This window comes from Streptomyces sp. SudanB52_2052 (assembly GCF_964272415.1).
In the GTDB taxonomy this organism is placed as follows: domain Bacteria; phylum Actinomycetota; class Actinomycetes; order Streptomycetales; family Streptomycetaceae; genus Streptomyces; species Streptomyces olindensis.
Genome location: NZ_OZ186796.1, coordinates 5,179,456 through 5,206,115, shown reverse-complemented (window position 1 = coordinate 5,206,115; position 26,660 = coordinate 5,179,456). Strand labels below are relative to the sequence as shown.

Sequence of the window (26,660 nt, the reverse complement as noted above, 5' to 3'; positions counted from 1 at the left end):
CTGGGGCGGATTCACTGAGCACTGACTCCGCCCCGGAGGGCTCGCAGCGCCCGAGTCAGCGGCCCGCCGACGGCCTCACCGTCGTGGCACTGCACAGGCTGCGGTCCCGCCGGGCATGCGGTGCCGGTTCTTGGCAATGAGCCGGTATGCGCCAGCTGCAAGCCACCTCGTGGGCGGAGTTCGCAGCAGCAGGTCAGTTACGCGCCACGGGCCGCCGAGATGGCGGAACAGGTCCGCGAAGGCCAAAGCACCGCCCGTCACTCGCCCGTCGCGGTGCACCCACAGCATCTCCCGCATGGCTCGCGGTCGGTCCGTACCCAAATCCTCGAGGTCGCTCTCCTGCCACGTCCGCACGTTCACCGGTCGGCGGGGCGTGGCGAGAAGGGTGGTGATAGTGCGGGTGCAGAACCCGCAGTCCCCGTCGTAGAGGAGAACTGGGAGCCGCGTATCGGTCATCGTTCCTCCTGGTGTCCTTCGGTCTTGAACCATGCGATCGCAGCCTCGTCCGTCTTGGACGGGGAGCCGTGGAGGCGGTGCATGAGGAGCCAGCGTCCGTCAGGTAACGCCCCGGCGAAGACTGACGAAGCGCGAGTGGCGCCGTTGTGCCACGTCAACGGTCCGGAGTGCTGCCACGTCGGCGCCGGATCGCCGAGGGCCCGGTCAGTGACCAGCCTGAGCAGTGCGGCCATGGTGCGCGGGGTAGCCCAGAGCCCGGCGGCGGGCAGGATCGCACCGTCGAGCGTCCAGGGTTTGACTGGGCGGCTTAGGAGCCCGCGCCGTACTGACCTGTGCTCAGGTGGCCGGGGTGTCATCGCCGAGGCCTCCATGCCCAGCGGTGCCAAGACGTACTCGCCGACGAGTTCCTCATAGGGGCGGCCGGCTGCGGCGACCAGAGCGGCGCCGAGAATGGCGTAGCCGAGGTTGGAGTACTCCTCTTCCTCCCCTGGCGGGCGGGTGACGAGGGCGTCCAGGTTCGGCAGGAGGGCTTGCAGTGTGTCGTCGCCGAAGGACCGGTAGGGGTCTCTGAAGTGGATATCGGGTGGCAGGCGCGGCAGGCCAGAGGTGTGGCGTACCAGATGATCGAGCGTGATCTTGGTGTCGGCGGCGGTCGGCAACCAGGTGCTGAGCGGGTCGTGCACGTTGAGCGCACCGGCTTTGGCCAGTTGAGTGAGGATGGTGCCGGTCACCACCTTGGTCAGGGAGCCCATCTCCGCGAACACGTCCGGATCGTGCCCTGGTGTGGTGTGCGATCGGATGCCCTCACTCGCCAGGACGCAGGTGGCGACCGTCAACGGGGCACTCCTTCCGCCTCGGGCGCCGACAGCGCAGCTGTATCGGCTGCGGTCACTCCGGCACGCGTGGCGCGCCATTGATGTGCCGCACGTCGGCGCACGAGTTGGACCCAGGACAGGGCACGATCCAGGGAGGCGGACAGGAAGACGAGGTCGCAGGCGACCATCGTCAAAGCGAACCCGGTCAACCCCATGAACACGGCGATCGAGATGTGGAAGCCGATGGACATCACAGCAGTCCAGGGCCGTAGGACCGGGATGAGGATTCCGAGCGGGAAGTAGACCATGAACAGAACCGTCGCGTATGTGCCCAGGTAGACAAGCCAGTCGTTTCCGTACACGAGGCTGGAAACGCCCGGCAGCTCGAATTCAGGCACCCGCATGATATAGAAGAGCGCTGTGCCGTCCTGCCATACGTCCCCCATCACCTTGTACAGCCCGCTGACCACGTAGACCAAACTTATCTGTGCGGCGATGGCCAGGACGCCCAGATTGTGGAGGGGCGTCGACAGCGCCCGGACCGCACCCGGCAGGCGGGTCTTCAGCCGGTCCACCAGTCCCACGGAGAGGCTGAAACGGTCGTAGCAACGCGTCAACAGAAGCATCGGAATCACTACGTAGGCGAGATTGTCGCCGCCGTCCAGCAGGGCGGGTTGACGCTGATAGACCGACCACAGCAGCGCCCAGTGCACCGCCAAGCCGACCCGACCGCCGATACCGAGCATCACCGCCAAGGCGGCCAACGCTCCCGCGTGGAATAGGATTTCGGACCAGGCGGACGAGTCGCTCCACGCGTAAAGATTGAATGTGCCAGCGATCTGCTCGGTGAAATCACGGTGCGGCAGGACCCCGTCCGGGCCGAACAGGTACCGGCGATCGGCGTACTGGCTCGCGTAGTACATGAAGCCCACGAAACCGAGCAGGCATCGGGTTCCCGAGGCGCCGAGGACGCTCACCGGACGGATGGACCATCGGTCGACCGTCGCCATGAAATTGCTCATCGCAGTCCCCTCACGCTGTTCCAGGGGAAGTCCTGGACGCTGACCTTTCCTTCCGCCTTGGAGTCGTTCCGTTTGGACCACGGAGGCAACTCGTGGATGTACATACGGATCTGTACCTTCTCGGGGTCGCCCTGGCACGCGGAGGACATGTGATCCAGGGCGAAGCGAGACACGAAGGTGACGGCCTCGCTCTGCGACCGCCTTTCGTGCGGCAGCAGTGGCATGACCGGCTTCTTGTCGTTTCTGGCCTCCTTTCGCAGTCGCATCAGCAGTTCGTCCCCGTTGCTGAGTTGCTGGACACTGGCTGTGACAATGCGCGACATCCGCGACGGAAAGAATCTATTGGCGCGCACCTGCTCCACGAACGGTGTCGTGACGTCGTAGAACTCGGTTGTCTTCCCGTCCGCGCACCGTGCACGGGCAAGGATCCCCCGGTCGTCCATCAGCGGATCGGGTGCGAAGAGCATCCAGTTCTGCGTGAAGTATGGGTCGAGGTAACCGGAGACCGTGTCGTAGTAGCGCAGCTTTGCGGGACTCAAGGGCGCCTGTGAAAGAGCGGACATGAGCATGTGGACGCCCAGGAGGGCGCCGCCGATGAGCAGCGCCGCCCTCCTGGCCTTGCGGTGCGTGTGGGTCACTTGTCGAAGGCCACGTCCACGGAGTCCACGCCGCCCTGCGGGGCTCCGTTGGCAGGCGGGGCCCCGAACAGGCTACCGATCTCGCTGATGTTGCCGAGGCTCTTGCCGGCACCCGACTTGGCAGCAGCCTTCGCGTGCACGGCGGCCTTCTGGGCCGCCTTGGTCACCGCGGACAGGATCGCCTGGGGCTCCTCGGCGTTGGCCGCCGCCGGCTGAACAGCCGCCGGTGCGGAGACCGGCTTCACCGGCGCAGCCTGGGCCGAGCTCTGGGCCGCAACGGCAACGGCAGCGCCGGCCACTGCGATACCCACGGCGGCAGCAGTCCTCTTCATCTTCATGGTTGCCTCTCCCGTTTCGTCTACTGATCGAACGCGCGGTCAACAGGTACGTCCGGGACAGTGACCGGCGATACGTTGTCGCCGCCGGCCAAGTTGCGCGTCACTGAGCGCGCCGCCTTTGCGGCCTTCGCTGCGACAGAAAGCAGCGCCTGTGGCTCGGCGTCATTTCTGCCCGCCATCTGCGCAACCGCGTTTTCGGACGCCAGTCGTGCATCAGGCGTCTCCTGGGCCCACGCCTGAGTGGACACCATGAGAGCGGCGCCGCATACAGTCATGCCGACGACCGCAGCCAATTTCCTGTTCACCGGACAACTCCCTTCCATAACAGACATTGAGCAGCTGTCTGCTTATGCCTGCCGGTGTTGACCCCTAGGAGCCTGGCACATGCGCTCCGGAGCGGGATATTGCCTCTTCAGGCGTTGCCGCATCAGGCATGTCGCGCATTCCCAGGAGAATGTCGCGATGCCTGTCCGCGACCACAGCCGCAGCCACCCGCGACTCCACGTCCAACTTCCGCACTATGTGTGTCAAATGCGCCCGAATCGTCCGCTCGGCAACCCCGAGTTCCGCCGCGAGCCTCCGGTTGGTCATGCCGGTAGGGAGCAGCGAGAGAACTTGCCGCTCACGCGAGGTCAGCGTTCCAATACGGATGGACATGTCTCCCTTGTGGGTTAACACGGATCCCCCGGGTGTAGAGATTTTGCCACTTCTTGGGTGCTCGGAGACTGTAACCAACCAGAACTCTTCAAACCCGCACACTGCGCGGAACGCTGTCCTCCCATTGCCTTGCCTGCGCGCCGAGGGAGCGATCAATCAACCGGTCGCCGCCCGGCGGCCGCTCACGCTGCACCATGAACGTCCAGGAAGATCGGCACGCAAGGCAGGCACCGCGCCGGGGTCTGCCAGCGCTGTTTCCCTGGCGCCCCCTCGGCACTTTGGCCAAAACTGATCTGCACCTGGGGTGAACCCTGCTCGGCAACCGCACATCCCGCCATAACAAAAAGAAGGCAGCTGCTGAGACAGGAGACCGGACGATCGTCCGCCTCAGCAGCTGCCTTGAGCACCTTGGCTTGTGTACTGCTTCAACCCTGGCCGAGGGGTGTTTCAGGCGCGGTCTCGCTGTCCTCCGTCTCGGCGGTCTCCTCGCCCTGCTTCTTCTGCGCGAGTTCCCGTGCCAGCCTTTCCGAGTACAGCCTCATTTCCGCTTCTTTGCGCTCGTCGAACACCGATGCCTCCTTGAATGCAGGGGTGTTGGAAGGAAAAACCCAGGGGGGGTGGGGACGGTCCGGCAGCCCGGCAGGGGCGCGCTAGGACCGGGGAAGGCTGGGAGCCGGGAGTGAGGGTGCCGGACGGTGGGGTTCGTCAGGGATCAGCCGCCGCACCATCGCACACCTCCCGGAAACAACTCGACCAGACCACATGCCTCTTGACTCGAAGGTTACCCCAGCGGCACGCAATTCGTCACGGTCGGATTACGCCCGCACACAGGTAATTCGCATGCTGTTCACCCCTCGAGGACAGAGCCCAGTACCGCGCGGTCGGTATCCGAAAAGTGCTGCGCCGCCTCGGAATCCAGCGCGCGAACGCGTTCCACATCGGCCCGGGCCTCCTCCTGCCGGCCCATGGCCGCGTGAAGGACGGCCCGGCGGCACAGCGCCCAGACGTACCCCGGCCGCAGCTCCACCGCCCGGTCCAGGTCGGCCAGTGCCTCCGCCGGGCGGCCGAGGTGGGCCAGGGACGCGCCCCGGCTCGCGTAGGCCGAGGCGTAGGCGGGGTCCAGGGCCAGGGCGACGTCCAGGTCGGCGACCGCCTCCTCGTCGCGGCCCTGGGCCCGCAGCGCGTCGGCGCGTTCGCAGCGGGCCCAGGCCCAGTCGGGGCTCTGGGCGAGGGCGTCGTCGAGGTCGGCCAGCTGGCGTGCGGAGTCGCCCCGGGCTCGCCACACCCGGGCGCGGCGGGCGAGCGCCCAGGCGTAGTCCGGCTTGAGGTCCAGGGCCCGCCCCAGGTCGGCGAGGGCGGCGTCCAGGTCTCCGGCGCGTGCGTGGGTGGCGCCCCGGGAGGCCCAGGCGAACTCGGCGGTGGGGTCGAGGCGGACGGCTTCGGTCAGGTCGCGGATCGCCTCGGCGTCGTGCCCGGCGATCCGGTGGTGTTCGCCGCGCAGGGCGACGTGCCAGGCGTCGCCGGGCTCCAGCGCGACGGCCCGGTCCAGGTCGGCGATGGCCGCCTCGTGGTCGCCGAGTTCTCCCCGGACCGCGGCGCGGTGCCGGTGGGCGAGGGCCAGTTCGGGGTCGAGGGCGACGGCCCGGTCGTACTCGGCGAGGGCCTGCGCGTGGGCGCCCGCGCCGCGCAGTTCGTCGCCCCGTACGACCCGGGCCCGGGCCTGGGTCGGCGCGTCGAGGGCCGCGTGGCGCAGGAGGAGCCCGAGCGCGGTGGTGACGCCCTCGGTGTCGAGGGCCGCCGTCAGGTCCCTGCCCCACCGGGCCGTCTCCTCGGCGTCCGCGTCCTGCCCGGCGTCCAGCAGTGCGCGGGCCCACCGTGCCGCCACGCCCGCACCGGCGTCGCACGCGGCGACGAAGTCCCGCAACGCCCGCGCCAGCGCGTCCCGTTCCCCGGCGCACAGCAGGTGGTACGTCTCCGCCAGCCGCAGTTCGCGCCAGGTCTCGTCCGCCCACAGTTCCCCGGTGTCCCGGCCCGCGCGGGTCTCCTCGCGCCAGTCCCGGAACGCCCGCGCCAGCCGCCGCTGTCGTTCCGCCCACCCGCGCGGCGACCGGCGCCGCTCGGCGCGCAGCATCGGTGCCCGTACGACGTCGTGGTAGCGCAGGCGGCCGCCGTCGCGGTCGGTGACGAACGGTAGGGACCGCAGCCAGTCGTAGACGGCGTCCGCGTCCTCGTCGGGGCAGTCGGCCGCCGCCCGGAACACGTCGCCGTCGAGCCATCTGGGCAGGGCGCAGCACAGGGCGGCGGCGCGCCGGGCCGGGTCGCGCTCCCACTTCAGGAAACGGTCCACCGCCGTGGCGCTCGGGTCGCCGACGTCGTCCGGGTCGGCGGGGCGGGCCTCGGCGAGGGTGGAGACGAGGACGGGGAGGCCGCCGGTGAGGCGGAGGACCTCCTCGACGACGGGTTCGGCGGTCACGCCCCTGGCGGCCAGCAGGCCGCGCGCCTCCGCCTCCGTGAAGGGAGCGAGGGGCAGGTCCGTCACGAAGTCCGCCAGGCCGCCCCAGCGGGAGCCGTCCAGGGGCCGCTGCCCCGCCGTGACCACCACGGTCGTGGCGGGCAGGGGGCCGTGGCGGTCGGTCGTCATCGTGGTGTGGAGCCAGGGGTCCAGGTAGGGGCCCGTCCGCTCGTACGTGTCGAGGAAGAGCGCGATCCAGGGCGCGGCCGCGTCGGAGAGCTCGCGCAGGAGGACCGGGGTGAGGACCTGCTCCGGGGCGAGGACCAGTTGGAGGTCCTCGTGGTCGCGGAAGCGGGCGACGAGGCTCGCGCGCAACCGGCCCGCGCCCTCGGCGACCTGGTCCGGGTCCAGCAGTCCCGCCAGCGGGCCGACGACCGGCACCATCCCGGCGGCCACCACCCCCGCCCGGGCCACCAGCCGCCCGCCCGCCGACGGCCCGCCGGTCTCCTCCGTCTCCGTGTGCAGGGCCGTGAGGGCCGCCAGCTCCGCCTCGTGCCGGCGCTCGCGGTGGGCGGCGAGCAGGCGGTCCAGGTCCTTCAGGCGGCTGCCCTGGGCGGCGAACTGGCGGCTGATCTCCGCCATCACCTCCGGCACGCTGCCGGCGCTGTCGTCGACGTACGCGGTCAGCGCGCCCCGTTCGCGGGCGATCTGCTCCAACTCCCTGAGGAGGAAGGTCTTTCCGACGCCGGCGTTGCCGTGCACGTGGAAGCGGAAGCGGTGGCGTTCGTCGTGCGGCGCGGTGTCGAAGTTGGCGCGGAAGGCGGACCGTTCGGCGGACCGGCCGACGAATCCGGCCCGGCTCCGCCGGCGTATCAGCTCCTGCACCGACGGTCTCGTCTGCGCCATCCGTTCCGTCCCCCTCGCCTCGCCGGCCGTCCCGCGTCGTCATTCTCGCTCAGCGGTTGGGGGGACAACCGCGGTCGTGCCCGGGAAGAATGATCGACATGGCCACCTCCACAACCTCACGCGGCGGGCTGTCCCTCGCCGCCTTGCTGCTCACCGCCACCATCGCCCTCTACATGGCGCTCGTCGCCTTCGGGAACATCACCGACTTCGGAACCAACCAGCAGTTCGTCCGTCATGTGCTGGCCATGGACACCACGTTCAAGGACGAGGACCTGATGTGGCGGGCCATCACGAACCAGGGGCTCCAGGACGCCGCCTATGTCGCGATCATCGTGTGGGAGACCGTCGCCGCGCTCGTCCTCATATACGGGAGCTGGCTGTGGGCCAGACGCGACGCGGCGCGTGCCCGGCGGATGTCGACGTACGGGCTGCTGATGGTGATGCTGCTGTTCGGGGCCGGGTTCATCGCGATCGGCGGTGAGTGGTTCTCGATGTGGCAGTCGAAGAGCTGGAACGGGCTGGACGCCGCGACCCGGATCTTCCTGTTCAGCGGGGTCGTGCTGATCGTCAACCAGTTGTCGGCCCCGCGCTCGGAGTCGTCCGCTACTTGACCACGGTCACGGTCGTGCCGACCGTGCCGAACGCCCACAGGGCCGAGCCGTCCGCCTTCCGCATCCGGACCCCGCCCGTCTGCGTGCCGGACGCGGCGGGCGGCGGCGAGGCCCCGTCGACCGCGTTGGAGAAGGCGACGGAGACGCCGGACTTCGCGGCGAAGTAGACGATGTGCTCGATCTGGACGCCGTCCGAGCCGGTCGTGGCCGCGTTGCGCGACGACACCGTGTACGTGCCGGGGTCGGGGCTGACCGTGCCCGGCCACACCGTGAAGGTGCGGCGGGTCGCCTCGCTCGCGTCGACCAGCCACACCCGCTTCTCACCGAGGGAGTAGACGATGCGCCGGCCGGTGCCGGAGCCGTCGGGCACCCGCGCCGGGGCCGAGGCGGTGGGAGTGGGCTGCACGCCCGCCGATGCCGTGCTGCTCGGCTTGGCCGAGGTGGCGGTGGGGTGCGGGCCCAGGTCCGCCTGCACGGCCAGGACCGTCACCGCGGCTATCGCTCCCACGGTCAGCCCGGTCACCCAGGCCCACGAAGGAAGTCGGGCAGGCACCGGCACGCATCTCCTCAGTCACGGGACCCCGCACACCCCGGGGTTCCGATCATCGTACTGCGCGCGTGCCGGTCCCCTGGCGGCTCAGGGCCCGCCGAGGGGTTTGCGGACCGGGACGGGGCCGGTGCCGACGCCGTGGGCGATGTGGCGCGGGGAGCGCACCGGCGCCGGGTAGGCGAGGTGCACCAGCCGGGACTGCTCCTGCCGCATGTGCGTGAGCGACTCCAGGATGTAGCCCACGAGCAAGACGAGCGCCGCGATGGTCATGATGGCGGCGGCGAGGACCGCCGTGGGGAGGCGGGGCACGCTGCCCGTCCGCACGAACTCGGTGACGACGGGGATGCCGAGGACGACCGAGACCAGGGCCAGCACGCCTGCGATCAGGGTGTGCACGAGGGAGGGCCGCTCGCGGCGGGCCAGGTCGAGGATGACCCGCAGGATGCACCAGCCGTCCCGGTAGGTGCGCAGCTTGCTCTCGCCGCCCGCGGGCCGGACGCGGTAGTCGACGGCGACCTCCGCCGTGGGGAGCCGCAGGTGCAGCGCGTGGATGGTCATCTCGGTCTCGGTCTCGAACTCGCGGGCCAGGGCCGGGAAGGACTTCACGAACCGCCGCGAGAAGACCCGGTAGCCGCTGAGCATGTCGGTCACGTCGTTGCCGAACAGGGACCGCACCGCCCCGGTGAGCAGTTTGTTGCCGGCCGCGTGCCCGGCCCGGTAGGCCCCGTCGACCGTCACCCGGCGGGCGCCGACGACCTGGTCGTACGGCCCCTCGAAGAGCAGGTCGACGAGGTCGCGGGCGCGGGAGGCGTCGTAGGTGTCGTCGCCGTCGACGATGAGCAGGGCGTCCGCGTCGACGTCGGCGAAGGCGCGGCGGATGACGTTGCCCTTGCCCTTGCGGGGCTCCGTCCGGACGATCGCGCCCGCTTCCCGGGCGATCTCCACGGTGCGGTCGGTGGAGGCGTTGTCGTAGACGTAGATGTCGGCTTCGGGGAGGGCCGCCCGCAGGTCGCGGACGACCTTGCCGACGGCCGCCTCCTCGTTGTGACACGGCACGACACACGCGATCGTCGGTTCCACGACCACTCCTCCCTCGGACCGATGTCTCATTCGGTAGGAAATCATGCGATATGAGCGCGTCTGTACGGTGAGGGCGCGCCGGGTCGTTACGCTCGCCGTGTGCCGGTCCTCGCATCTGTGACACTGCGCGTGCGCGACACCCTCCGGGGCATCTGGCGCGAGGCCGCCAAGTTCGGCGTCATCGGGGCCCTGGCGTTCGTCGTCGACAACGGCGGCTACAACCTGCTCGTCTTCGGGCTGCCCGGCGGCGCCGGGGGCGGGGTGATGCGGGACTCCCCCGTCCAGGCGTCGGTCGTCGCGACGGCCGCGGCGGCCCTGTTCAGCTGGGCCGGGAACCGCTACTGGACCTACCGCCACCGGCACCGCGAGCAGGTGACGCGCGAACTCGCCCTGTTCCTCGTCGCGAACGGGGTCGGGCTGGCCATCACCGCGGGGACGGTCTTCACCTCCCGGCATCTGCTCGGGCTCGACTCGGCGCTCAGCGACAACACCGCCCGCATCCTCGGCTGGGCGCTGGCGACCCTGTTCCGCTTCTACGCCTACCGGCGCTACGTCTTCGTCGCTCCCTGAGCCGTTAGCATCCGACATATGGGACAAAAGGGACGGTTGCCGTTCGCGCAGCGCTGGATGTGGAGTCTGGCCGCCGTCGCCGCACTCTGCTGTTTGAGCACGATCCTGGTCTTCGCCCCGGGCTATCTGAGCCCCGACAGCCTCGACCAGCTCCAGCAGGCGGAGCGCAAGAGGCCCCTGACCGACTGGCATCCGCCCGTACTGAGCCTGGTGTGGCGGGCGCTGATCGCGGTGACCGGCTCGATCAGCTCCATGCTCGTCCTCCAGGCCGTCGTCTTCTGGGGCGCGCTCGGGGTGCTGGCCTGGTGCGTGTGGGGGCTGACCGGGAGCCGGGGCGGTTCGCTCGCCGTGCTCGGCCTCGGGCTGACGCCGTTCGTGCTGACCTTCGCCGGGGTGGTGTGGAAGGACGTGCACGCGGCGTTCGCGCTGCTCGCCGCGTGCGCGGTCGCGTTCACCGGGCTGCGGCTGCGGGACAGGCGTCCGCGTCCCGCCGTGCGGTGGGGGCTGCTCTGGCTGGGCGTGCTGTTCCTGGCCTACGCGATGCTCGTGCGCAAGAACGCCTTCGTCGCCGCGATCCCCGTCTTCGTGATGCTGGTCCTCGCCCTGTGGCGGGCTCCCGGGCGCCGTACGTGGGTGACGTGCACGGCGGCGCTGGTCGCCGGGCTCGTCGTGCCGGCCGCCGCCATCTCCCTGTTCTCGCAGCCGCTGCAGACCAAACAGGGCGCGCAGATCATGATCGACGACCTGGTGCACGTGCTGAGGGTGGACGAGCTGCGGTCGGCGGACGTGTCACCCGGCCTCAGGGACCGGCTCGTGGCCGCCGCGCGGGAGTGCCGTCGCGTCGGGGCCCTGTCGGACGCCTACTGGGCCTGCTACGAACGCCCGGCGGACGGGCTGCGCGGGGACTCGGGCGAGATCACGTCCCTGTGGCTGCGCGAGATGAGCGGGCACGTGCCGCACTACCTCCAGTACCGGCTGCAGCTCTTCACCAGCCTGCTGTTCGAGACCGGCTACCCGTACCACCCCGGGGTCAGCCGCAACGACCAGGGCATCGAGGTGGCGCACCCCCGGCTGGAGGACATGCTCGACACGTACGTCACCGGCATGGCCACGGACGTGCGGTGGCTGTTCCGCGGCTGGTTCTGGCTCGCCGTGGCGCTCATGCTCGCCGTCCGGCCCGGCCGGGGAACCTTCGCGATGCCGGTCCGGGCGCTGGGCATCAGCTCGGCGGCCTACATCCTCGGCTATCTGCCGATCATGCCCGCCACGAACTACCGCTACGTCTACTGGCCGGCGATCGCCTGCGCCCTCGGCCTGCTCCTGCTCCTGCTGGGCCGGGGCACCCCTCCGCCGCGGTCGGCATCCCCCGGCGCCCCGGCCGACCGCGCCGTGACGGCACATCAGCCGGCGGACGCCGGGGGCCAGTAGCGAGCTGCGTCAGTCCAGCACCGGCAGCAGCTCCGGCAGGTGCCCGTCCGACGCCTGTGCCGCCCGCTGCCGTTCCTCCGGGACCTCGCCGTAGAGGGTGGTACGGGGCTTGGCGGGCCGCCCGGCCGCGTCCGCCACGGCGATCAGGTCCTTGACCGACTTGTACGAGCCGTACGACGAGCCCGCCATCCGGGAGATGGTCTCCTCCATGAGCGTGCCGCCCAGGTCGTTCGCGCCGGAGCGGAGCATCTCGGCCGCGCCCTCCGTGCCCAGCTTCACCCAGCTGGTCTGGATGTTGGGGATGTGCGGGTGCAGCAGCAGCCGGGCCATGGCCGTGACCGCGCGGTTGTCCCGCATCGTCGGGCCCGGACGGGCGATCCCCGCCAGGTACACGGGCGCGTTGGTGTGCACGAACGGCAGCGTCACGAACTCCGTGAAGCCACCGGTGCGCTGCTGGATACCGGCGAGGGTGCGCAGGTGCCCGAGCCAGTGGCGGGGCTGGTCCACGTGCCCGTACATCATCGTCGAGGACGACCGGATGCCCAGCTCGTGGGCGGTCGTCACGACCTCGATCCAGTCGGCGGCGGGCAGCTTGCCCTTGGTGAGGATCCAGCGGACCTCGTCGTCGAGGATCTCGGCGGCCGTGCCCGGGATGGTGTCCAGGCCGGCTTCCTTCGCGGCGGTCAACCACTCGCGGATCGACATACCGGTGCGGGTCGCGCCGTTGACGACCTCCATCGGCGAGAAGGCGTGCACGTGCATCCCGGGGACGCGCTCCTTCACCGCCCGCGCGATGTCGAAGTAGGCCGTGCCGGGCAGGTCCGGGTGGATGCCGCCCTGCATGCAGACCTCCACCGCGCCCACGTCCCACGCCTGCTGGGCCCGGTCGGCGACCTGGTCGAGGGAGAGGGTGTAGGCGTCGGCGTCGGTGCGGCGCTGGGCGAAGGCGCAGAAGCGGCAGCCGGTGTAGCAGACGTTGGTGAAGTTGATGTTGCGGGTGACGATGTAGGTGACGTCGTCGCCGACGGCCGACTTGCGGACGTCGTCCGCGACGCGCGCGAGGGCGTCCAGGGCCGGTCCGTCCGCGTGGAGCAGGGCCAGCGCCTCGTCGTCGGTGAGCCGGGTCGGGTCGTCGGCGGCCGTGCGCAGGGCCTCGCGTACGTCGGTGTCGATGCGCTCGGGTGCCATGCCCGGGGCGGCGGCCTCGCGCAGGGCGCCCCAGTCGCCGTAGACCTCGTCGAAGTCGTCCCGGCGGTCGGACGTACGGCCGTCGGTGTCGATGGAGGTGTGCAGGTCGGTGCGGCCGGAGGCGACGAAGACCTCCTCCGGCTCCTGCCACGGCAGCCCCCGCGGGAGGGCCTCGGGGCGGGCCAGGCCGGTCTCCGGGTCGGCCAGCGCCGCCACGTGCGGGCGCAGCCGCGGGTCCAGCCAGGGCTCGCCGCGCCGCACGAACTCCGGGTACACGCAGAGCCGTTCGCGCAGTTCGAACCCGGCCGCGCGGGACTTCTCGGCGAGCTGCTCGATCTGCGGCCAGGGGCGCTCGGGGTTGACGTGGTCGATGGTGAGCGGGGAGACGCCGCCCCAGTCGTCGATGCCGGCCCGGATCAGCCGCTCGTACTCGTCGTCGACGAGGTTGGGCGGGGCCTGGATGTTGCCGCTCGGGCCCATCAGAAGGCGGGCGACGGCGACCGTGGCGACCAGTTCGTCCAGTTCCGCGTCGGGCATGCCGCGCATCGCGGTGTCCGGCTTGGCACGGAAGTTCTGGATGATCAATTCCTGGATCCCGTGGTAGGCCCGGGACACCTTGCGCAGCGCGAACAGGGACTCTGCGCGCTCCTCGTAGGTCTCGCCGATGCCTATCAGCACCCCGGAGGTGAAGGGGACGGAGGAACGCCCGGCGTCCTCCAGGACGCGCAGCCGGACGGCGGGCTCCTTGTCGGGCGAGCCGTGGTGGGGGCCGCCCGGCTCCGACCACAGGCGGGTCGCGGTGGTCTCCAGCATCATGCCCATGCTGGGCGCCACGGGCTTGAGGCGCTGGAAGTCGGTCCAGGACATGACGCCCGGGTTGAGGTGGGGCAGCAGGCCCGTCTCCTCCAGGATGCGGATGGAGATGGCGCGGACGTAGGCGAGGGTGTCGTCGTAGCCGTGCGCGTCGAGCCACTCGCGCGCCTCGGGCCAGCGGTCCTCGGGCTTGTCGCCGAGGGTGATGAGGGCTTCCTTGCAGCCGAGGGCGGCGCCCTTGCGGGCGATGTCCAGCACCTCGTCCGGGGACATGAACATCCCGTGGCCCTCCCGGCGGAGCTTGCCGGGGACGGTGACGAACGTGCAGTAGTGGCACTTGTCCCGGCACAGCCGGGTCAGCGGGATGAAGACGCTCTTGGAGTACGTGATGACGCCGGGCCGGTCGGCCGCCTCCAGGCCCGCGTCCCGCACCCGGGCGGCCGAGGCCGACAGGTCCTCCAACTGCTCGCCCCGGGCCTGGAGCAGGACCGCCGCCTCGGCGACGTCGAGGGAGACGCCGTCCCTGGCCCGTTTCAGGGCGCGACGCAGGGAGTTCTCGGTGGGGCCGGTTCCGGAGGTCGCGGAAGTCGTCATCCTTCGAGCATACGAGTGCGCTGATCAGCCCGGGTGGCCCCGTCAGTGGAAGGCCAGCCACCCGATGCCCAGCGCGGCGGTGAGGCCGGCGGCGGCTGTCGCGGCCGGTCTGTTGCGGTGCAGGGCGAACCAGACCAGCGCGGCGGTCACGAGCACGGCCAGCGTGCCGATGGCGGCGCGCAGCAGCCCTTGGCTGTACCCGTACTCGTTGAAATGCCGGACAAGCCAGGACAGCCAGGCGATTCTCATGACGCTCCCCCCGTGGGCGACTCGACGCCGGGTGCAGCACGCCCTTCGGGCGCGGTGGTCAGCCGCGCTGGGGCCTGTGCCCGACCCGGTTCTTTACTCGCAGTATATGTAGGGAGAACTGGGCTGCCGGGAAAGGCAGTTGTCAGAGAGACCCGGCGAGGCCGTCCAGCGCCTTCAGCACCTCCGCCTCCCCCGCCGGCGGCAACTGCGCCACGACCTCCTCGATGCCGAGGTCGGCGTAGTGGGCGAGCTTGCCCGGGGTCGGGTGCACGGCGTACGGGACGACCTGGAGGGCCCGGGGGTCGCGGCCCGCCTCGGTCCAGGCGGTGCGCAGCCGCGGCAGGGCCTCGGACAGGCCGCGTCCGCCGATGGGCAGCCAGCCGTCGGCGTACGCGCAGATGTGGGCGAACAGTTTGGGCCCGGCGGCCCCGCCGAGCAGTGTGCGCGGGCCGACGACCGGGCCGCGCGGCCGCTGCACGGGCTTGGGATGCGCCTCGCTGGCGCGGACGCCGCCGAACTCCCCCTCGTAGGGAGTGGGTTCCTCCGCCCACAGGGCCCGCATCAGCCCCATCCGGTCCCGGACCAGCTCGCGCCGGGTGCGCCACTCCACGCCGTGGTCGGCGGCCTCCTCGACGTTCCAGCCGAAGCCGAGCCCGAGGGTGAAGCGCCCGCCGGAGAGGTGGTCCAGGGTCGCGACCTGCTTGGCCAGGTCGATCGGGTCGTGCTGGGCGACGAGCGTGATGCCCGTGCCGAGCCCGAGCCGCTCGGTGACGGCGGCGGCCTGGCCGAGCGCCACGAACGGGTCGAGCGTTCGGCCGTACTCGCGCGGCAGCTCGCCGCCCGCCGGGTACGGGGTGGTCCGCTCGACGGGGATGTGCGTGTGCTCCGGAAGGTACAGCCCGGCGAAACCGCGGTCCTCCAGTTCCCGGGCGAGCCGGGTCGGAGTGATCGTCTCGTCGGTGAGGAAGATCGTCACGGCGATGCGCATGAGTCATCCCTACCCCAGGTAGTGCCCCCTGTCCATACCGACTGGTCGGCATTGTGCCCACCGTCGGATGGCCTGTTCCGCTCCTGCCCGCCGCCGGGTTCCCTTCCCTTGCACGCCGGTTCACGGCTGAATACCAGGGTTGCGCGCACCACCCCTGCACCACCCATGTCATGTCAGCGGACGACACCTTGGGAGCAGCAGCATGTGCGAGGACCACCACGGCGGACCCGGCCGGCGCGCTCTGTTCGTGACGGGAGCGGCCGCCGCCCTTACGTTGGGAAGCGTGAGCTTCGCTTCAGCGGCCGGCCGGGGCCAGGACGACGGCGACCAGGAGACCAGAACGGTGCGGGGCACGCTGCCGCCCGGGTCGCCCGACTTCGTGTACGTGCCGGTCGAGGTCCCGGCCGGGGTCCGGGAGATCAAGGTCGCCTACACCTACGACCGACCGTCCGTCCCGGCCGGCACCACCGGCAACGCCCTCGACATCGGCGTCTTCGACGAGCGCGGCACCGAACTGGGCGGCCGGGGCTTCCGGGGCTGGTCGGGCGGGGCGCGCACGGAGTTCTTCCTCCGCGCCGACGAGGCCACCCCCGGCTACCTCCCCGGCCCGGTGCGCGAGGGCACGTGGCACATCGCGCTCGGCCCGTACACGGTCACCCCCCAGGGCCTGAACTACGAGATCACGATCACGCTGACGTACGGCGAGCCGGGCGAGACCGCCCGGCCGGTGTATCCGCCGGAGCGGGCCAGGGGCCGGGGGCGTGCCTGGTACCGGGGCGACTGCCATCTGCACTCCTGGTACTCCGACGGCCGCCGCACCCCCGCCGAGATCGGCGAACTGGCGCGGGCGGCGGGGCTGGACTTCATCAACTCCTCCGAGCACAACACGCACTCCGCGCACGCCCACTGGGCCGACGTCGCCGGGGACGACCTGCTGGTGATGCTGGGCGAGGAGGTCACCACGCGCAACGGCCACGTGGTCGCGCTCGGCACCGACCCGGGCACGTTCGTCGACTGGCGCTACCGGGCCCGCGACAACCGCTTCGGCCGGTTCGCCCGGCAGATCCGGCGCGCCGGCGGCCTGGTCGTCCCGGCCCACCCGCACGCCACCTGCGTCGGCTGCAACTGGAAGTTCGGCTTCGGCGAGGCCGACGCCATCGAGGTGTGGAACGGCCCGTACACGCCCGACGACGAGGTGGCCCTGGCCGACTGGGACAGCATGCTGGTGGCGTCCGTGCGGGACGGCCGCGACTGGATCCCGGCGATGGGCAGCAGCGACGCGCACCGCTCCCCGGACCCGGTGGGCAGCCCGCAGACCGTCGTCCTCGCCGACGACCTGACCCGCCGGGCCATCCAGGAGGGCATCCGGGCGGGACGGTCGTACGTCGCCGAGTCCGCCAGGGTCGAGCTGTCGTTCCGGGCGTCCGGCGGGCGCGGCGAGCACGCGGGCATCGGCGAGCGGTTGCGGGTGGCCCCCGACACCCCGGTCACCGTCCGCCTGGAGGTCACGGGCGCCCCGCGCTGCACGGTCCGTTTCGTCACCGACCAGGGCGTCCTGCACACCAGCGCCCCGCTGCCGGTGTCCGGCTCGGGCACCGTCGAGTGGCGGACGACCCCGGCGTACGCGGCCTACGTTCGGGCGGAACTGCGCCACGAGGCGGCGGCGGGCCCGGTGCCCGGGGCGTTGGCGGCTTTCACGAACCCGATCTTCCTGGGGCGCGGCTCGGCGTGAGGGCCGTACGTCACCCGGCGGGTTCGATACGGAGGACGGCGGTGGTGTCGCGGATCTCGACGATCTCCAGGCTCATGGCGTCGTTGATGGTCGCCACGGTTCCCCGGTCGCAGCGCAGTTCGACGCCGCCGCCGCCCGCCGACGACACGCCGCCGCCACCGGAACAGCCCGAAACGCTGTAGCCCGGCCCCGTCAGCGGCGCGGCCATCTCGACCCCTTCGCCGGTGATCGCCGTCACCTCGATCGGCCCGAGGCCGTACCTGGCCGGCACCGTCACGACGTCCCCCACGGCGACCTCGGTCTCGCACGTCCCGTCGGCGCACGGCCCGGTCGGCGAGGGCGACGGCCGGGCCGTCTCGGTGGGAGTCGGCGTGGGGCCGGTCGCCGGCGACCCGGAGCCGGACACGCCCGGCCGGGCCTCGGCCGCGGAGCCGTCCGCAGAGTCCGAGGAGCACGAGGTGAGAGCGGTGAACACACCGGCGGCGACGAGGGCGACGGCGGTGGATGACGTTCTGCGCATCATGCCCGCCATGAAACCCGGCCCCGGCCGGGACCCCTCCCGAGGGTCAGTCGCCGTCCGTGGCCGCCAGGTCGGCGACGACCGCCGCGTGGTCGGAGGGCCAGACGCCGTCGACCGGGCCGGCGCAGGCGCGGCGTACCGAGCGGACGTGGCCGAGGCCGTGGGGGCCGGGCGGGCCCACGTGGATGTAGTCGATGCGCACGCTGGGCTCGTGGCTCGGCGCGACGTACGGGTTGGCCGCGTCCCAGGTGGCGGAGGGGGCGGCCGGGTCGGCGTACTCCCAGGCGTCCAGGAGCACTTGGCCGGGCACGGCCGGGGCGGTCTTGTAGCCGCCGAGGAGGCGGACCTCGTCGGAGTCGGGCCAGGCGTTGAGGTCGCCGGTGACGACGGTGGGGAACGGGGTGTCGCCGCGGTGCCGGGCGATGAACGCGGCGAGCGCGGCGACCTGGCCGCGGCGGACCGCCGAGGCGTGGACCGCGGAGGTCAAGTGGGTGGTGAAGAAGGGGATGTCGTGGCCGGGGCCGGCCAGGCGGGCGTAGAGGGCCAGCCGGCCGTCGTCCGTGTCCGCCGGGGCGGGCAGCGGCAGCACGTCCCGGTCGACGACCGGCCACCGGCTGAGCACGGCGTTGCCTATGTCGACGGTGGGGTCCCCGATCCGCCGCCGCCAGCGCTCCGGGGCGTGCGAGGCGGCCCAGGCGCAGTGCAGGCCCAGCTCACCGGCCAGCCACTCGGCGAGGTTCTCGCCGTCGGCGGCCCACACCTCCTGCAGTCCCACGACGTCGGGGCGCAGCTCCCGCAGGGCCGTGAGGATGGCCTTCTGCCGGGCCTGCCACGGCCCGAAGCGCCACCACAGGTTCCAGGTCACGATCCGCATCACCGGTCACCCGCTCCCGTCCCGCCTCTTCGGCGAGCATCATTGAAGCAGGAACCATTGCAGAAACCGTGAGAGCTTCGTGTGAAGGAGTGCCCCCGCCGATGCCCCGCCGCACCGATCTGAGGTTCCGCGCCACCACGACCTTCCAGCGCCGGGTCAACCCGCTGCTGCGGCGCCTGCCGTTCCAGACGGTCCTGGAGACCAGGGGCCGCGTCTCCGGACTGCCCCGCCGGACACCGGTGGGCGGCCGCCGCGTCGGCGACTCCTTCTGGCTGGTGTCCGAGTTCGGCGAACGCTCCCAGTACGTGCGCAACATCAAGGCCGACCCGCGCGTGCGGGTGCGGATCCGGGGCCGGTGGCACGAGGGGACGGCGCGGCTGATGCCGGACGACGATCCGGTGGCGCGACTGCGGCGGCTGCCCCGGGTCAACAGCCTGGGGGTGCGGGCGTTGGGGACGGATCTGCTGACGGTGCGGGTGGATCTGCGCCCGGGCAACGGCTCCTGACGGCCCTCACCCCGGCCACACGATCGCCTGCACCTCGCTGTACGCGTGCAGCGCGTACGAGCCGACGTCCCGGCCGACGCCGCTCCGTTTGAAGCCGCCGAAGGGCGCCTCCATGTTCCGCCCCACGGTGTTGATGCCGACGCCCCCGGCCCGCAGCCGCCGCGCCACCCGGAACGCGCGGGCCACGTCGCCCGACCAGACGTAGTCGATCAGGCCGTAGTCCGTGTCGTTGGCGAGCGCGACGCCCTCCTCCTCGTCGTCGAAGGGGATGACGGCCACCACCGGCCCGAAGATCTCCTCCCGGGCCACGCGCATGTCGTTGGTGCAGTCGGCGAGGAGGGCCGGGGCGACGTAGAAGCCGGCCGGCAGGTCCGGGCGGTCGCCGCCGGTGACGACCACCGCGCCTTCCTTGCGGCCCAGTTCGAGGTACGACTCCACCCGGTCCCGGTGGGCCGCGGAGATCACCGGCCCGACCACCGTGTCCGGCTCCCTCGGGTCACCCACCTTCAACCTTCGTGCGTAGGCGGCCAGTTGTTCCACCAGCCGGTCGTAGACCCCTCGCTGCGCCAGCACCCGCGTCGGTGCCGTGCAGATCTGTCCGCTGTAGAAGGAGAACGTGGTCCCGATGCCGGCCACGGCCGAGGCGAGGTCGGCGTCGTCGAAGACGATCGCCGCGCCCTTCCCGCCCAGCTCCATCAGCTGCCGCTTCATGTCGCGCCCGCACACCTCGGCGATGCGCCGCCCGACCGCGGTGGAGCCGGTGAAGCTGACCATGTCAACGTCCGGGGACGCGACGGCCGCCTCGCCGACCCCGGTCGACCGGCCGGACACCACGTTCACCACGCCCGGCGGCACCCCGGCGGCCTCCAGCGCCTCCGCCATCCGGTAGACCGACAGCGGGTCCTGCGGGGCCGGTTTCACCACGACCGTGTTGCCCATCGCCAGGGCGGGGGCGATCTTGCCGGCCGGGTTGGCCCAGGGGTTGTTGTACGAGGTGATACAGGTGACGACCCCGACGGGCTGCCGGACGGCCAGGGCGCCCATGACACCCGCCCTCCCCATCGGCCCGGCCTCGTTGATCTGCGGCGGGATCGCCCACTCGGCGGGCTCCACGCGCGCGTAGCGCCGGAAGCGGGCGGCGGCGACGCCGACCTGCATGCCGCGTGCGGTGCCCGTGGTCGCGCCGGTCTCGGCCCGGGCCAGTTCCGCGTAGGCCACCAGGTTCTCCCGGATGACGCCCGCCGCCCGGCCCAGGAGGGCCGCCCGCTCCTCGGGAGACGTCCGCGACCAGGGCCCGAAGGCCTCGCGGGCCGCGGCACACGCCGCGAGCACCTGGTCCCGCGAGGCCTCCGGCGCCCACCCGACGGTCCGTTCCGTCGCCGGGTCGACCACCTCGTAGTGCCCGCCGTCCGGCTCCTCCCAGGAACCGCCGACGAACAGCGACTGGCGGCCCGTCGCCTGGTTCACCTGGTTCACCCGGTGCTCACCGTCTCCGTGTCCCGGCCCGACCGCAGCACCCGCCCCGGCACCGCACCCGTCACCACGTCGTCCCGGATCGTCTCGACCCCGTTGACCCACACGGCCCGCACGCCGAGCGCCCGGGAGTCCAGTCGTGGGCTGTCCCCCGGCAGGTCGTGCACCAGGGTGGCCGGGCCCGCGTCGATCCGCTCCGGGTCGAACAGGACGAGGTCGGCGTGCCAGCCCTCCCGGACCTGCCCCCGCTCCCGCAGCCCGAAGAGCCGGGCCGGGTCGTCGGTCAGCATCCTCACGGCCTGCTCCAGCCGGACGAGCTTCCGCCCGCGCAGGCAGTCCCCGAGGAACCGGGTGGTGTACGGCGCCCCGCACATGCGGTCCAGATGGGCGCCCGCGTCGGACCCGCCGAGCAGCACGTCCTCGTGCCGCCAGGTCTGAGCCCGCAGCGCCCAGGACGCCGGGTCGTTGTCGGGCGGCATCGGCCACAGCACCGTGCGCAGCCCGTCGTGGGCGCAGATCTCCACCAGGCACGCGAACGGTTCCTGGCCGCGTTCCTCGGCGATCTCGCGCACCACGCGCCCGGTCAGCCCGGCGTTCGCCTCGCTGTAGGTGTCGCCGATGACGTACCGCCCGAAGTCGGCGAGCCGCCGGAAGACGCCCGCCTCCTTGGAGTTCGCGCGCCGCAGCATCTCGGCCCGCACGTCCGCGTCGCGCAGCTTCTCGATCCGCTCGGGGACGGGCAGGCCGAGGATCGGCCCCCACCCGGGGATGAGGTTGAGCGCGCAGAAGGTGCCCAGCGACATGTTCATGGGCGTGAGGATCGGCATGGTGAGGGCGACGACCCGGCCGCCCGCCTTCCTCGCCCGCTCGCTCGCCAGGAGTTGGCGGGGCACGCGCTCGGGCACCGCCGCGTCGATGGTCAGCACGTTCCAGTTCAGCGGCCGCCCGGCCGCCGCGCTCATCTCGGCGAACAGGTCGATCTCGGCGTCGCTGAACTGATCGAGGCAGCCCGCGACGATGGCCTCGATCTGCGTGCCCTCGTGCTCCCCGACGGCCCGCGACAGCGCGAGCAGCTCGGCCGGCCGGGCGTGCCGGGAGGCGACCGGCTGCCCGTCGCCGTCCGAGTGGCTCCTCGACTGGGTGGTGGACAGCCCCCAGGCCCCCGCGTCCATGGCGTCCCGCAGCAGCCGCACCATGGCATCGAGCTGCGCTGCGCTCGGCTGCCCGCCCACGGCCTCCGGGCCCATCACGTACCGCCGCAGCGCGCAGTGCCCCACCATGAAACCGGCGTTGACCGCGATCCGCCCCTCCAGGGCGTCCAGGTACTCCCCGAAGGAGTGCCAGTTCCAGGGCGCCCCCTGCTCCAGCGCCACCAGCGCCATGCCCTCGACCTTCGACATCATCCGCCGCGTGTAGTCGGCGTCCTCGGGCCGCTCCGGGTTGAGCGGCGCGAGCGTGAACCCGCAGTTCCCGCCGGCGACGGTGGTGACCCCGTGGTTGAGCGACGGGGTGGCGTACGGGTCCCAGAAGAGCTGGGCGTCGTAGTGGGTGTGGGGGTCGACGAAGCCGGGGGTGAGGACGAGGCCGGTCGCGTCCTCACTGGTGCGCGCTCCCTCGGTGACCCGACCGATGACGGCGACCCGGCCGTCGCGGATGCCGACGTCTGCGGTGTACGCCGGGGCGCCCGTCCCGTCCACGACGGTCGCGCCTTTGATGACGTGATCGAGCATGACCACTCAACTCCCTGAGTCCGGTTCCTTCAGGGCGCGGGGCTGTGTCGATTTGCGGCTCCGCCGCGTGGGCGCGACCAGCCACACACCACCCGCACCCGCCAACGAACGCTCAACCACCCCGCCGGAACCGCGAAGTCCGATGCACAGGATCCGTATCGATCTTGGGAATCACGTGCTCCCCGACCAGCCGGATCGTCTGCAGGGTCTCCTCCTTCGGCACCCCCACCGGCAACCCGAAGCTCAACTGGTCCGCCCCGGCCTGCTCCCACCGCTTGCACTGCCTGAGCACCTCGTCCGGATCCCCGCAGATGAGCAACTCCTCCTCGATCAGCGCCTCGACGAGCTCCTCCGTGTACTCCGGCAGCGTCTCCGGCCACACCGGGAACCCCTCGGGCCGCGGGAACGTGTCGTGGTAGCGGAACACCAGCGAGGGCAGGTAGTGCAGCCCGCCGTTGGCGGCGATCCGCACGGCCTCCTCGTGCGTCGGGGCGCAGATCGCCGTCGTCGTCACCATCACGTTGTCGTTGACGAACGCCCCGACCGGCTCCGCGTCCACGATCGCCGTCTTGTACTGCTCCAGCACCCACTCCATGTCGGAGACCTTCTGCACGCTGAAGCCCAGCACCCCGAGCCCCTTGCGCGCCGCCATCGCGTAGGACGGCGGGGACCCGGCCGCGTACCACATGGCCGGGTGCGCCGGACCGTACGGCTTCGGCAGGACCTTCCGCGGCGGCAGCGACCAGTGCTTGCCCTGGAAGCCCTCGTACTCGTCCTGGAGCCACATCCTGGGGAACTCGGCGATGGTCTCTTCCCAGATCTCCTTGGTGTGGTTCATGTCGGTGATGCCCGGCAGGAACCCGAGGATCTCGTGCGAGCCGGCGCCCCGCCCGCTGCCGAACTCGAAGCGGTTGCCGCTGAGGTGGTCGAGCATGGCCACCTTCTCGGCGACCTTCACGGGGTGGTTGACCTGGGCCAGCGGGTTGAAGATCCCCGAGCCGAGGTGGATCCGTTCGGTGGCGTGCGCCAGATAGCCGAGGAAGACGTCGTTGGCGGAGAGGTGCGAGTACTCGTCCAGGAAGTGGTGCTCGGAGGCCCAGGCGTACTTGAAGCCCGACTTGTCCGCCTGGATGACGTACTCGGTCTCCTCCATCAGCGCCTTGTGCTCGGCGAGCGGGTCGATCTCGGCCCGTTTGCCGACGTATCCCTGTACGAAGATGCCGAATTCCAAGGAGGTTCACCGCCCCACGGGTCTTATCTGACGGTTCGTCAGATGCATGGCTCCGACTGTTCCACCGGCCCTCATGAGCGTCAATAGCTGACGAGCCGTCAGATAATGCTGACGCCCGCCAGCCACCCCCCGTCGATCACGAACGGCTGCCCCGTGATGTACGACGAGTCCTCCGAGGTGAGGAACAGCGCGAGCCTCGCCACCTCCTCCGGCTGACCGACCCGCCCCAGCGGCACGAGCTTGCGGTACAGCCGGTCGAGGCCCTTCGCGGTCTCCTGGAGGTCGGCGTCCGGGTCGAGCCGCGCCGGGTTGGACATCGCCGTGTCGATGGCCCCGGGGCAGACGGCGTTGACGCGGATCCCCCGGCCGGCCAGCTCCAGGGCGGCGACCCGGGTCAGGCCGATGACGGCGTGCTTGGTGGCCGCGTAGGAACCCACGGCGGCCATCCCGGTCAGGCCCGTGTAGGAGGCCGTGTTGACGATCGTGCCCCCGTCGGCCATCTCCGGGGCGACCGCGCGGATGCCCAGGAAGCAGCCCACCTGGTTGACCTGGACGACCCGCATGAACTCGTCGAGGGGTGTGTCGAGGAGGGAGTTGAAGCGCAGGATGCCGGCGTTGTTGACGAGCCCGTCGACATGGCCGTGGGCATCCTTGGCCGCGGCGACGGCGGCCTGCCAGTCGTCCTCCCGGCCGACGTCGAGATGGACGTACGTCGCGCCGATCTCCTTGGCGAGGGCCTCGCCCTGCTCGTCGAGGACGTCGGCGACGACCACCCGGGCGCCCTCGGCCGTGAACAGCCGGGCCTCCTGCTCGCCCTGGCCGCGGGCGGCGCCGGTGACGATGACGACCCGTCCGTCGAGCTTGCCCATGGCGCTCTCCTCACAGCTCGGGGGCGACCTCGGCGCCGAACGCCGCGATCTGGTCGGTGAGTTCGGTACGGCTCCGGCTGCGGAAGCGCACCTGGATCTGGTGCACGCCCATCGCCCGGTACGCCCGCAGGGACTCGGCGAGCTGCCGCGGACGGCCGGTGAGGGTCCGTCGGCCCACGTCCCAGCCGGGCGTGCCGACGTACAGCGGCTCGGTGATCGCGCCCACGGTGAACGGGCCCCGCGCCTCCGCCCGTTCGCGCAGCTCCCGGATCCGGGCGATCTGCCCGGGCAGCCGCTCCCTCGGATCCCCCTGCGGCAGCCAGCCGTCGCCCTTGAGCGCGGCCCGTCGTACGGCGGCGGGCGAGGAGCCGCCGACCCACAGGGGTACGCGTTCCTGTGCGGGGCGGGGCCGCTGCCCGAGGCCCTCGAAGTCGTAGAGCTTGCCGTGGTGCTCGGGGAACTCGTCGGGTCCGAGGGCGGCGCGCAGGGCGTCGAGGCACTCGTCGAGCACGGGCCCGCGCTGCCGGAAGTCCACGCCCAGGGCCTCGAACTCCTCCTGGACGTGCCCCGCGCCCACCCCGAGGATCAGCCGGCCGCCGCTGAGGTGGTCGAGGGTGGCGTACTGCTTGGCGGTGAGCAGGGGGTGTCGCAGGCCGACGACCGCGACGTGGCTGAGCAGCCGGACGCGGGAGGTGGCGGCGGCGAGGAAGGAGAGCGTGGCGACGGGGTCGTACCAGACCGTGCTCATCGCGGCGGCCAGCCGGCGCGGGATGCCGACGTGGTCGCAGCTCGCGAGGTAGGCGAAGCCGGCCCGGTCGGCGGCGCGGGCGATGCCGAGGAGGTCCTCGGGGCCCGCGCCCGCCTCCCAGGACTCGGCGTAGATCGTGCTCTGCGACTGGACGGGAAGCTGCATCCCGTACGGCAGCGTCACTGCGCACCGCCGGCGCCGGGCCACAGCCCCTCGGCCGTGAGCCCCAGCAGGTCGATGGCGTTGCCGCGCACGATGCGCTCCACGACGTCCGGCTCCAGGTGCCCCATCTGCGCCTCGCCGACCTCGCGGGACTTGGGCCAGGTGGAGTCGGAGTGGGGGTAGTCGGTCTCGTAGAGGACGTTGCCGACGCCTATGGAGTCGAGGTTGCGCAGCCCGAAGGCGTCGTCGAAGAAGCAGCCGTACACGTGCTCGGCGAAGAGCTCGGACGGCGGCCGGTGCACCTTGTCGGCGACGCCGCCCCAGCCCCGGTTCTCCTCCCACACCACGTCGGCGCGCTCCAGGATGTAGGGGATCCAGCCGATCTGCCCCTCGGCGTACATGACCTTGAGGTTCGGGAACCGCTCGAACTTGCCGCTCATCAGCCAGTCGACCATCGAGAAGCAGCAGTTGGCGTAGGTGATGGTGGAGCCGACGGCGGGCGGGGCGTCGGCTGAGGTGGAGGGCATACGGCTGGAGGAGCCGATGTGCATGGCGACGACCGTGCCGGTCTCGTCGCACGCGGCGAGGAAGGGGTCCCAGTCGTCGGTGTGGACGGAGGGCAGGCCGAGGTGGGGCGGGATCTCGGAGAAGGCGACGGCACGGACGCCGCGGGCGGCGTTGCGCCGCACCTCCGCCGCCGCCAGCTCGGCGTCCCACAGAGGGATGAGGGTGAGCGGGATGAGCCGGCCCCGCGCCTTCGGGCCGCACCACTCCTCCACCATCCAGTCGTTGTAGGCGCGGACGCAGAGCAGGCCCAGCTCGTGGTCCTTCGCCTCGGTGAAGGTCTGGCCGCAGAAGCGCGGGAAGGTCGGGAAGCACAGGGCGGACTGGACGTGGTTGACGTCCATGTCGGCGAGGCGCGCGGTGACGTCGTAGGAGCCGGGCCGCATCTGCTCGTAGGTGATGACCTCCAGCCTGATCTCGTCCCGGTCGTATCCGACGGCGGTGTCGAGCCGGGTCAGGGGCCGGCGCAACTCCTCGTAGACCCACCAGTCACCGACGGGACCGTCGTCCCCGGGCTCACCCATCACGGGCCTGAAGCGCCCGCCGAGGAAGGTCATCTCCTTCACGGGCGCCCGGACGATCCGCGGACCGGCGCCCCGGTACTGCCGCGGGAGCCGGTCCTGCCAGACGTCCGCGGGCTCCACGGTGTGGTCGTCCACGGAGATGATCAGCGGAAACGTGCTGTCGTGGGTGTCCATGCGGTTCACGGTAGCGCTGATCTGACGGGTCGTCAGCTACGCGTACGGGGGCCGGTTCCGGACGGCATGGCCTGATCGGCTCCATCCGCCCACGGGCCCCTGCGGAGAGACTGTGCAGACCTCGTGGACTCCCGTGTGCCGCCCTGTGATCGGTGTCTCCCACGGCTGACGTATCCGCCGCACACAAGGCAAACTGGC

At 71.5% G+C, this 26,660-nt stretch carries 27 protein-coding genes; 5 read left to right on the top strand and 22 right to left on the bottom strand.

What is annotated here, in order from left to right; genetic code table 11:
* Positions 1-75 precede the first annotated feature (75 nt).
* The 9 genes from ACSUPV_RS23260 to ACSUPV_RS23220 form a co-directional block, all read right to left on the bottom strand.
* Positions 76-456, bottom strand: coding sequence for a thiol-disulfide oxidoreductase DCC family protein (locus ACSUPV_RS23260; protein ID WP_382613410.1), 381 nt, complete (start codon positions 454-456; stop codon positions 76-78).
* Entirely contained in the window at positions 453-1,292 is an 840-nt protein-coding gene (locus ACSUPV_RS23255) for a serine hydrolase domain-containing protein (protein WP_382613407.1), read from the bottom strand. Before ACSUPV_RS23255 ends, ACSUPV_RS23260 begins: the two co-directional genes overlap by 4 nt.
* On the bottom strand, positions 1,289-2,293 hold the full coding sequence (locus ACSUPV_RS23250) for an HTTM domain-containing protein (RefSeq protein ID WP_382613404.1): 1,005 nt from the start codon (positions 2,291-2,293) through the stop codon (positions 1,289-1,291). The genes ACSUPV_RS23255 and ACSUPV_RS23250 overlap by 4 nt, the downstream gene beginning before the upstream one ends.
* Complete coding sequence (locus tag ACSUPV_RS23245; protein WP_382613401.1) at positions 2,290-2,931, bottom strand: DUF5819 family protein; 642 nt, start codon at positions 2,929-2,931, stop codon at positions 2,290-2,292. The genes ACSUPV_RS23250 and ACSUPV_RS23245 overlap by 4 nt, the downstream gene beginning before the upstream one ends.
* On the bottom strand, positions 2,928-3,269 hold the full coding sequence (locus ACSUPV_RS23240; RefSeq protein WP_382613398.1) for a hypothetical protein: 342 nt from the start codon (positions 3,267-3,269) through the stop codon (positions 2,928-2,930). The genes ACSUPV_RS23245 and ACSUPV_RS23240 overlap by 4 nt, the downstream gene beginning before the upstream one ends.
* Positions 3,270-3,289: 20 nt before the next feature.
* Positions 3,290-3,574 (bottom strand): hypothetical protein, encoded by a 285-nt coding sequence (locus ACSUPV_RS23235; RefSeq protein WP_382613396.1) that lies wholly within the window; start codon positions 3,572-3,574, stop codon positions 3,290-3,292.
* 64 nt (positions 3,575-3,638) lie between these two features.
* Positions 3,639-3,926, bottom strand: a complete 288-nt coding sequence (locus ACSUPV_RS23230) for a helix-turn-helix domain-containing protein (RefSeq protein WP_382613393.1) — start codon at positions 3,924-3,926, stop codon at positions 3,639-3,641.
* A gap of 425 nt (positions 3,927-4,351) precedes the next feature.
* Entirely contained in the window at positions 4,352-4,495 is a 144-nt protein-coding gene (locus ACSUPV_RS23225) for a hypothetical protein (protein ID WP_382613390.1), read from the bottom strand.
* Between the two features lie 278 nt (positions 4,496-4,773).
* The gene (locus ACSUPV_RS23220) at positions 4,774-7,284 is read right to left on the bottom strand and encodes a BREX system ATP-binding domain-containing protein (RefSeq protein ID WP_436948466.1); all 2,511 of its coding nucleotides are present in this window, start codon (positions 7,282-7,284) and stop codon (positions 4,774-4,776) included.
* A gap of 98 nt (positions 7,285-7,382) precedes the next feature.
* Here ACSUPV_RS23220 and ACSUPV_RS23215 point away from each other — a divergent pair, with 98 nt between their 5' ends.
* Positions 7,383-7,895: a DUF2165 domain-containing protein gene (locus ACSUPV_RS23215; RefSeq protein WP_037758834.1), complete on the top strand. Its 513-nt coding sequence runs from the start codon at positions 7,383-7,385 to the stop codon at positions 7,893-7,895.
* On the opposite strand, the gene ACSUPV_RS23210 is transcribed toward ACSUPV_RS23215, so the two are convergent.
* On the bottom strand, positions 7,888-8,448 hold the full coding sequence (locus tag ACSUPV_RS23210; protein WP_436948465.1) for a hypothetical protein: 561 nt from the start codon (positions 8,446-8,448) through the stop codon (positions 7,888-7,890). The two genes, ACSUPV_RS23215 and ACSUPV_RS23210, sit on opposite strands and share 8 nt — an antisense overlap.
* 84 nt (positions 8,449-8,532) lie before the next feature.
* Entirely contained in the window at positions 8,533-9,531 is a 999-nt protein-coding gene (locus ACSUPV_RS23205) for a glycosyltransferase family 2 protein (protein ID WP_031113436.1), read from the bottom strand.
* A gap of 93 nt (positions 9,532-9,624) precedes the next feature.
* Between ACSUPV_RS23205 and ACSUPV_RS23200 the strand changes: the two genes are divergently transcribed.
* Both ACSUPV_RS23200 and ACSUPV_RS23195 read left to right on the top strand, forming a co-directional pair.
* Positions 9,625-10,095, top strand: a complete 471-nt coding sequence (locus ACSUPV_RS23200) for a GtrA family protein (RefSeq protein ID WP_436948464.1) — start codon at positions 9,625-9,627, stop codon at positions 10,093-10,095.
* 18 nt (positions 10,096-10,113) lie between these two features.
* A complete protein-coding gene (locus ACSUPV_RS23195) occupies positions 10,114-11,523 on the top strand; it encodes a hypothetical protein (protein WP_436948463.1) in 1,410 nt (469 codons plus the stop codon).
* A 9-nt stretch (positions 11,524-11,532) separates the two neighbouring features.
* On the opposite strand, the gene ACSUPV_RS23190 is transcribed toward ACSUPV_RS23195, so the two are convergent.
* From ACSUPV_RS23190 to ACSUPV_RS23180, 3 genes are all read right to left on the bottom strand, one after another.
* The gene (locus tag ACSUPV_RS23190) at positions 11,533-14,118 is read right to left on the bottom strand and encodes a bifunctional FO biosynthesis protein CofGH (RefSeq protein ID WP_436948462.1); all 2,586 of its coding nucleotides are present in this window, start codon (positions 14,116-14,118) and stop codon (positions 11,533-11,535) included.
* A 42-nt stretch (positions 14,119-14,160) separates the two neighbouring features.
* Entirely contained in the window at positions 14,161-14,367 is a 207-nt protein-coding gene (locus ACSUPV_RS23185) for a hypothetical protein (protein WP_031113444.1), read from the bottom strand.
* A 142-nt stretch (positions 14,368-14,509) separates the two neighbouring features.
* Positions 14,510-15,355 carry an LLM class F420-dependent oxidoreductase gene (locus ACSUPV_RS23180; protein WP_037758538.1) on the bottom strand — a complete coding sequence of 282 codons (846 nt, stop codon included), beginning with the start codon at positions 15,353-15,355 and terminating at the stop codon, positions 14,510-14,512.
* Between the two features lie 202 nt (positions 15,356-15,557).
* Here ACSUPV_RS23180 and ACSUPV_RS23175 point away from each other — a divergent pair, with 202 nt between their 5' ends.
* Positions 15,558-17,087, top strand: a complete 1,530-nt coding sequence (locus tag ACSUPV_RS23175) for a CehA/McbA family metallohydrolase (protein ID WP_436948461.1) — start codon at positions 15,558-15,560, stop codon at positions 17,085-17,087.
* A 10-nt stretch (positions 17,088-17,097) separates the two neighbouring features.
* Here the strand turns inward: ACSUPV_RS23175 and ACSUPV_RS23170 are convergent, their stop codons facing one another.
* Together ACSUPV_RS23170 and ACSUPV_RS23165 are read right to left on the bottom strand one after the other, a co-directional pair.
* A complete protein-coding gene (locus ACSUPV_RS23170) occupies positions 17,098-17,610 on the bottom strand; it encodes a hypothetical protein (RefSeq protein WP_436948460.1) in 513 nt (170 codons plus the stop codon).
* 43 nt (positions 17,611-17,653) lie between these two features.
* Entirely contained in the window at positions 17,654-18,481 is an 828-nt protein-coding gene (locus ACSUPV_RS23165) for an endonuclease/exonuclease/phosphatase family protein (RefSeq protein ID WP_031113452.1), read from the bottom strand.
* A gap of 101 nt (positions 18,482-18,582) precedes the next feature.
* Here ACSUPV_RS23165 and ACSUPV_RS23160 point away from each other — a divergent pair, with 101 nt between their 5' ends.
* Positions 18,583-18,987, top strand: a complete 405-nt coding sequence (locus tag ACSUPV_RS23160) for a nitroreductase/quinone reductase family protein (protein WP_436948459.1) — start codon at positions 18,583-18,585, stop codon at positions 18,985-18,987.
* A gap of 6 nt (positions 18,988-18,993) precedes the next feature.
* Here the strand turns inward: ACSUPV_RS23160 and ACSUPV_RS23155 are convergent, their stop codons facing one another.
* The 6 genes from ACSUPV_RS23155 to ACSUPV_RS23130 form a co-directional block, all read right to left on the bottom strand.
* Positions 18,994-20,463: an aldehyde dehydrogenase family protein gene (locus ACSUPV_RS23155; protein WP_436948457.1), complete on the bottom strand. Its 1,470-nt coding sequence runs from the start codon at positions 20,461-20,463 to the stop codon at positions 18,994-18,996.
* A complete protein-coding gene (locus tag ACSUPV_RS23150) occupies positions 20,460-22,190 on the bottom strand; it encodes an N-acyl-D-amino-acid deacylase family protein (protein ID WP_436948455.1) in 1,731 nt (576 codons plus the stop codon). The genes ACSUPV_RS23155 and ACSUPV_RS23150 overlap by 4 nt, the downstream gene beginning before the upstream one ends.
* A 112-nt stretch (positions 22,191-22,302) precedes the next feature.
* Positions 22,303-23,421 (bottom strand): LLM class flavin-dependent oxidoreductase, encoded by a 1,119-nt coding sequence (locus ACSUPV_RS23145; RefSeq protein WP_436948453.1) that lies wholly within the window; start codon positions 23,419-23,421, stop codon positions 22,303-22,305.
* A gap of 98 nt (positions 23,422-23,519) precedes the next feature.
* Positions 23,520-24,290: an SDR family NAD(P)-dependent oxidoreductase gene (locus tag ACSUPV_RS23140; protein ID WP_037758526.1), complete on the bottom strand. Its 771-nt coding sequence runs from the start codon at positions 24,288-24,290 to the stop codon at positions 23,520-23,522.
* A 10-nt stretch (positions 24,291-24,300) separates the two neighbouring features.
* Positions 24,301-25,203, bottom strand: a complete 903-nt coding sequence (locus ACSUPV_RS23135; protein ID WP_037758831.1) for an LLM class F420-dependent oxidoreductase — start codon at positions 25,201-25,203, stop codon at positions 24,301-24,303.
* Positions 25,204-25,217: 14 nt separating this feature from the next.
* Complete coding sequence (locus ACSUPV_RS23130) at positions 25,218-26,462, bottom strand: amidohydrolase family protein (RefSeq protein ID WP_436948451.1); 1,245 nt, start codon at positions 26,460-26,462, stop codon at positions 25,218-25,220.
* Positions 26,463-26,660 lie beyond the last annotated feature (198 nt).

What these genes read in the sequence shown, in the direction of transcription:
- ACSUPV_RS23260 (WP_382613410.1), bottom strand. Translation starts at nt 456, where the DNA reads ATGACCGATACGCGGCTCCCAGTTCTCCTCTACGACGGGGACTGCGGG.
- ACSUPV_RS23250 (WP_382613404.1), bottom strand. Translation starts at nt 2,293, where the DNA reads ATGAGCAATTTCATGGCGACGGTCGACCGATGGTCCATCCGTCCGGTG.
- ACSUPV_RS23240 (WP_382613398.1), bottom strand. Translation starts at nt 3,269, where the DNA reads ATGAAGATGAAGAGGACTGCTGCCGCCGTGGGTATCGCAGTGGCCGGC.
- ACSUPV_RS23230 (WP_382613393.1), bottom strand. Translation starts at nt 3,926, where the DNA reads ATGTCCATCCGTATTGGAACGCTGACCTCGCGTGAGCGGCAAGTTCTC.
- ACSUPV_RS23220 (WP_436948466.1), bottom strand. Translation starts at nt 7,284, where the DNA reads ATGGCGCAGACGAGACCGTCGGTGCAGGAGCTGATACGCCGGCGGAGC.
- ACSUPV_RS23215 (WP_037758834.1), top strand. Translation starts at nt 7,383, where the DNA reads ATGGCCACCTCCACAACCTCACGCGGCGGGCTGTCCCTCGCCGCCTTG.
- ACSUPV_RS23195 (WP_436948463.1), top strand. Translation starts at nt 10,114, where the DNA reads ATGGGACAAAAGGGACGGTTGCCGTTCGCGCAGCGCTGGATGTGGAGT.
- ACSUPV_RS23190 (WP_436948462.1), bottom strand. Translation starts at nt 14,118, where the DNA reads ATGACGACTTCCGCGACCTCCGGAACCGGCCCCACCGAGAACTCCCTG.
- ACSUPV_RS23185 (WP_031113444.1), bottom strand. Translation starts at nt 14,367, where the DNA reads ATGAGAATCGCCTGGCTGTCCTGGCTTGTCCGGCATTTCAACGAGTAC.
- ACSUPV_RS23180 (WP_037758538.1), bottom strand. Translation starts at nt 15,355, where the DNA reads ATGCGCATCGCCGTGACGATCTTCCTCACCGACGAGACGATCACTCCG.
- ACSUPV_RS23175 (WP_436948461.1), top strand. Translation starts at nt 15,558, where the DNA reads ATGTGCGAGGACCACCACGGCGGACCCGGCCGGCGCGCTCTGTTCGTG.
- ACSUPV_RS23170 (WP_436948460.1), bottom strand. Translation starts at nt 17,610, where the DNA reads ATGATGCGCAGAACGTCATCCACCGCCGTCGCCCTCGTCGCCGCCGGT.
- ACSUPV_RS23165 (WP_031113452.1), bottom strand. Translation starts at nt 18,481, where the DNA reads ATGCGGATCGTGACCTGGAACCTGTGGTGGCGCTTCGGGCCGTGGCAG.
- ACSUPV_RS23160 (WP_436948459.1), top strand. Translation starts at nt 18,583, where the DNA reads ATGCCCCGCCGCACCGATCTGAGGTTCCGCGCCACCACGACCTTCCAG.
- ACSUPV_RS23150 (WP_436948455.1), bottom strand. Translation starts at nt 22,190, where the DNA reads ATGCTCGATCACGTCATCAAAGGCGCGACCGTCGTGGACGGGACGGGC.
- ACSUPV_RS23140 (WP_037758526.1), bottom strand. Translation starts at nt 24,290, where the DNA reads ATGGGCAAGCTCGACGGACGGGTCGTCATCGTCACCGGCGCCGCCCGC.
- ACSUPV_RS23135 (WP_037758831.1), bottom strand. Translation starts at nt 25,203, where the DNA reads ATGCAGCTTCCCGTCCAGTCGCAGAGCACGATCTACGCCGAGTCCTGG.
- ACSUPV_RS23130 (WP_436948451.1), bottom strand. Translation starts at nt 26,462, where the DNA reads ATGGACACCCACGACAGCACGTTTCCGCTGATCATCTCCGTGGACGAC.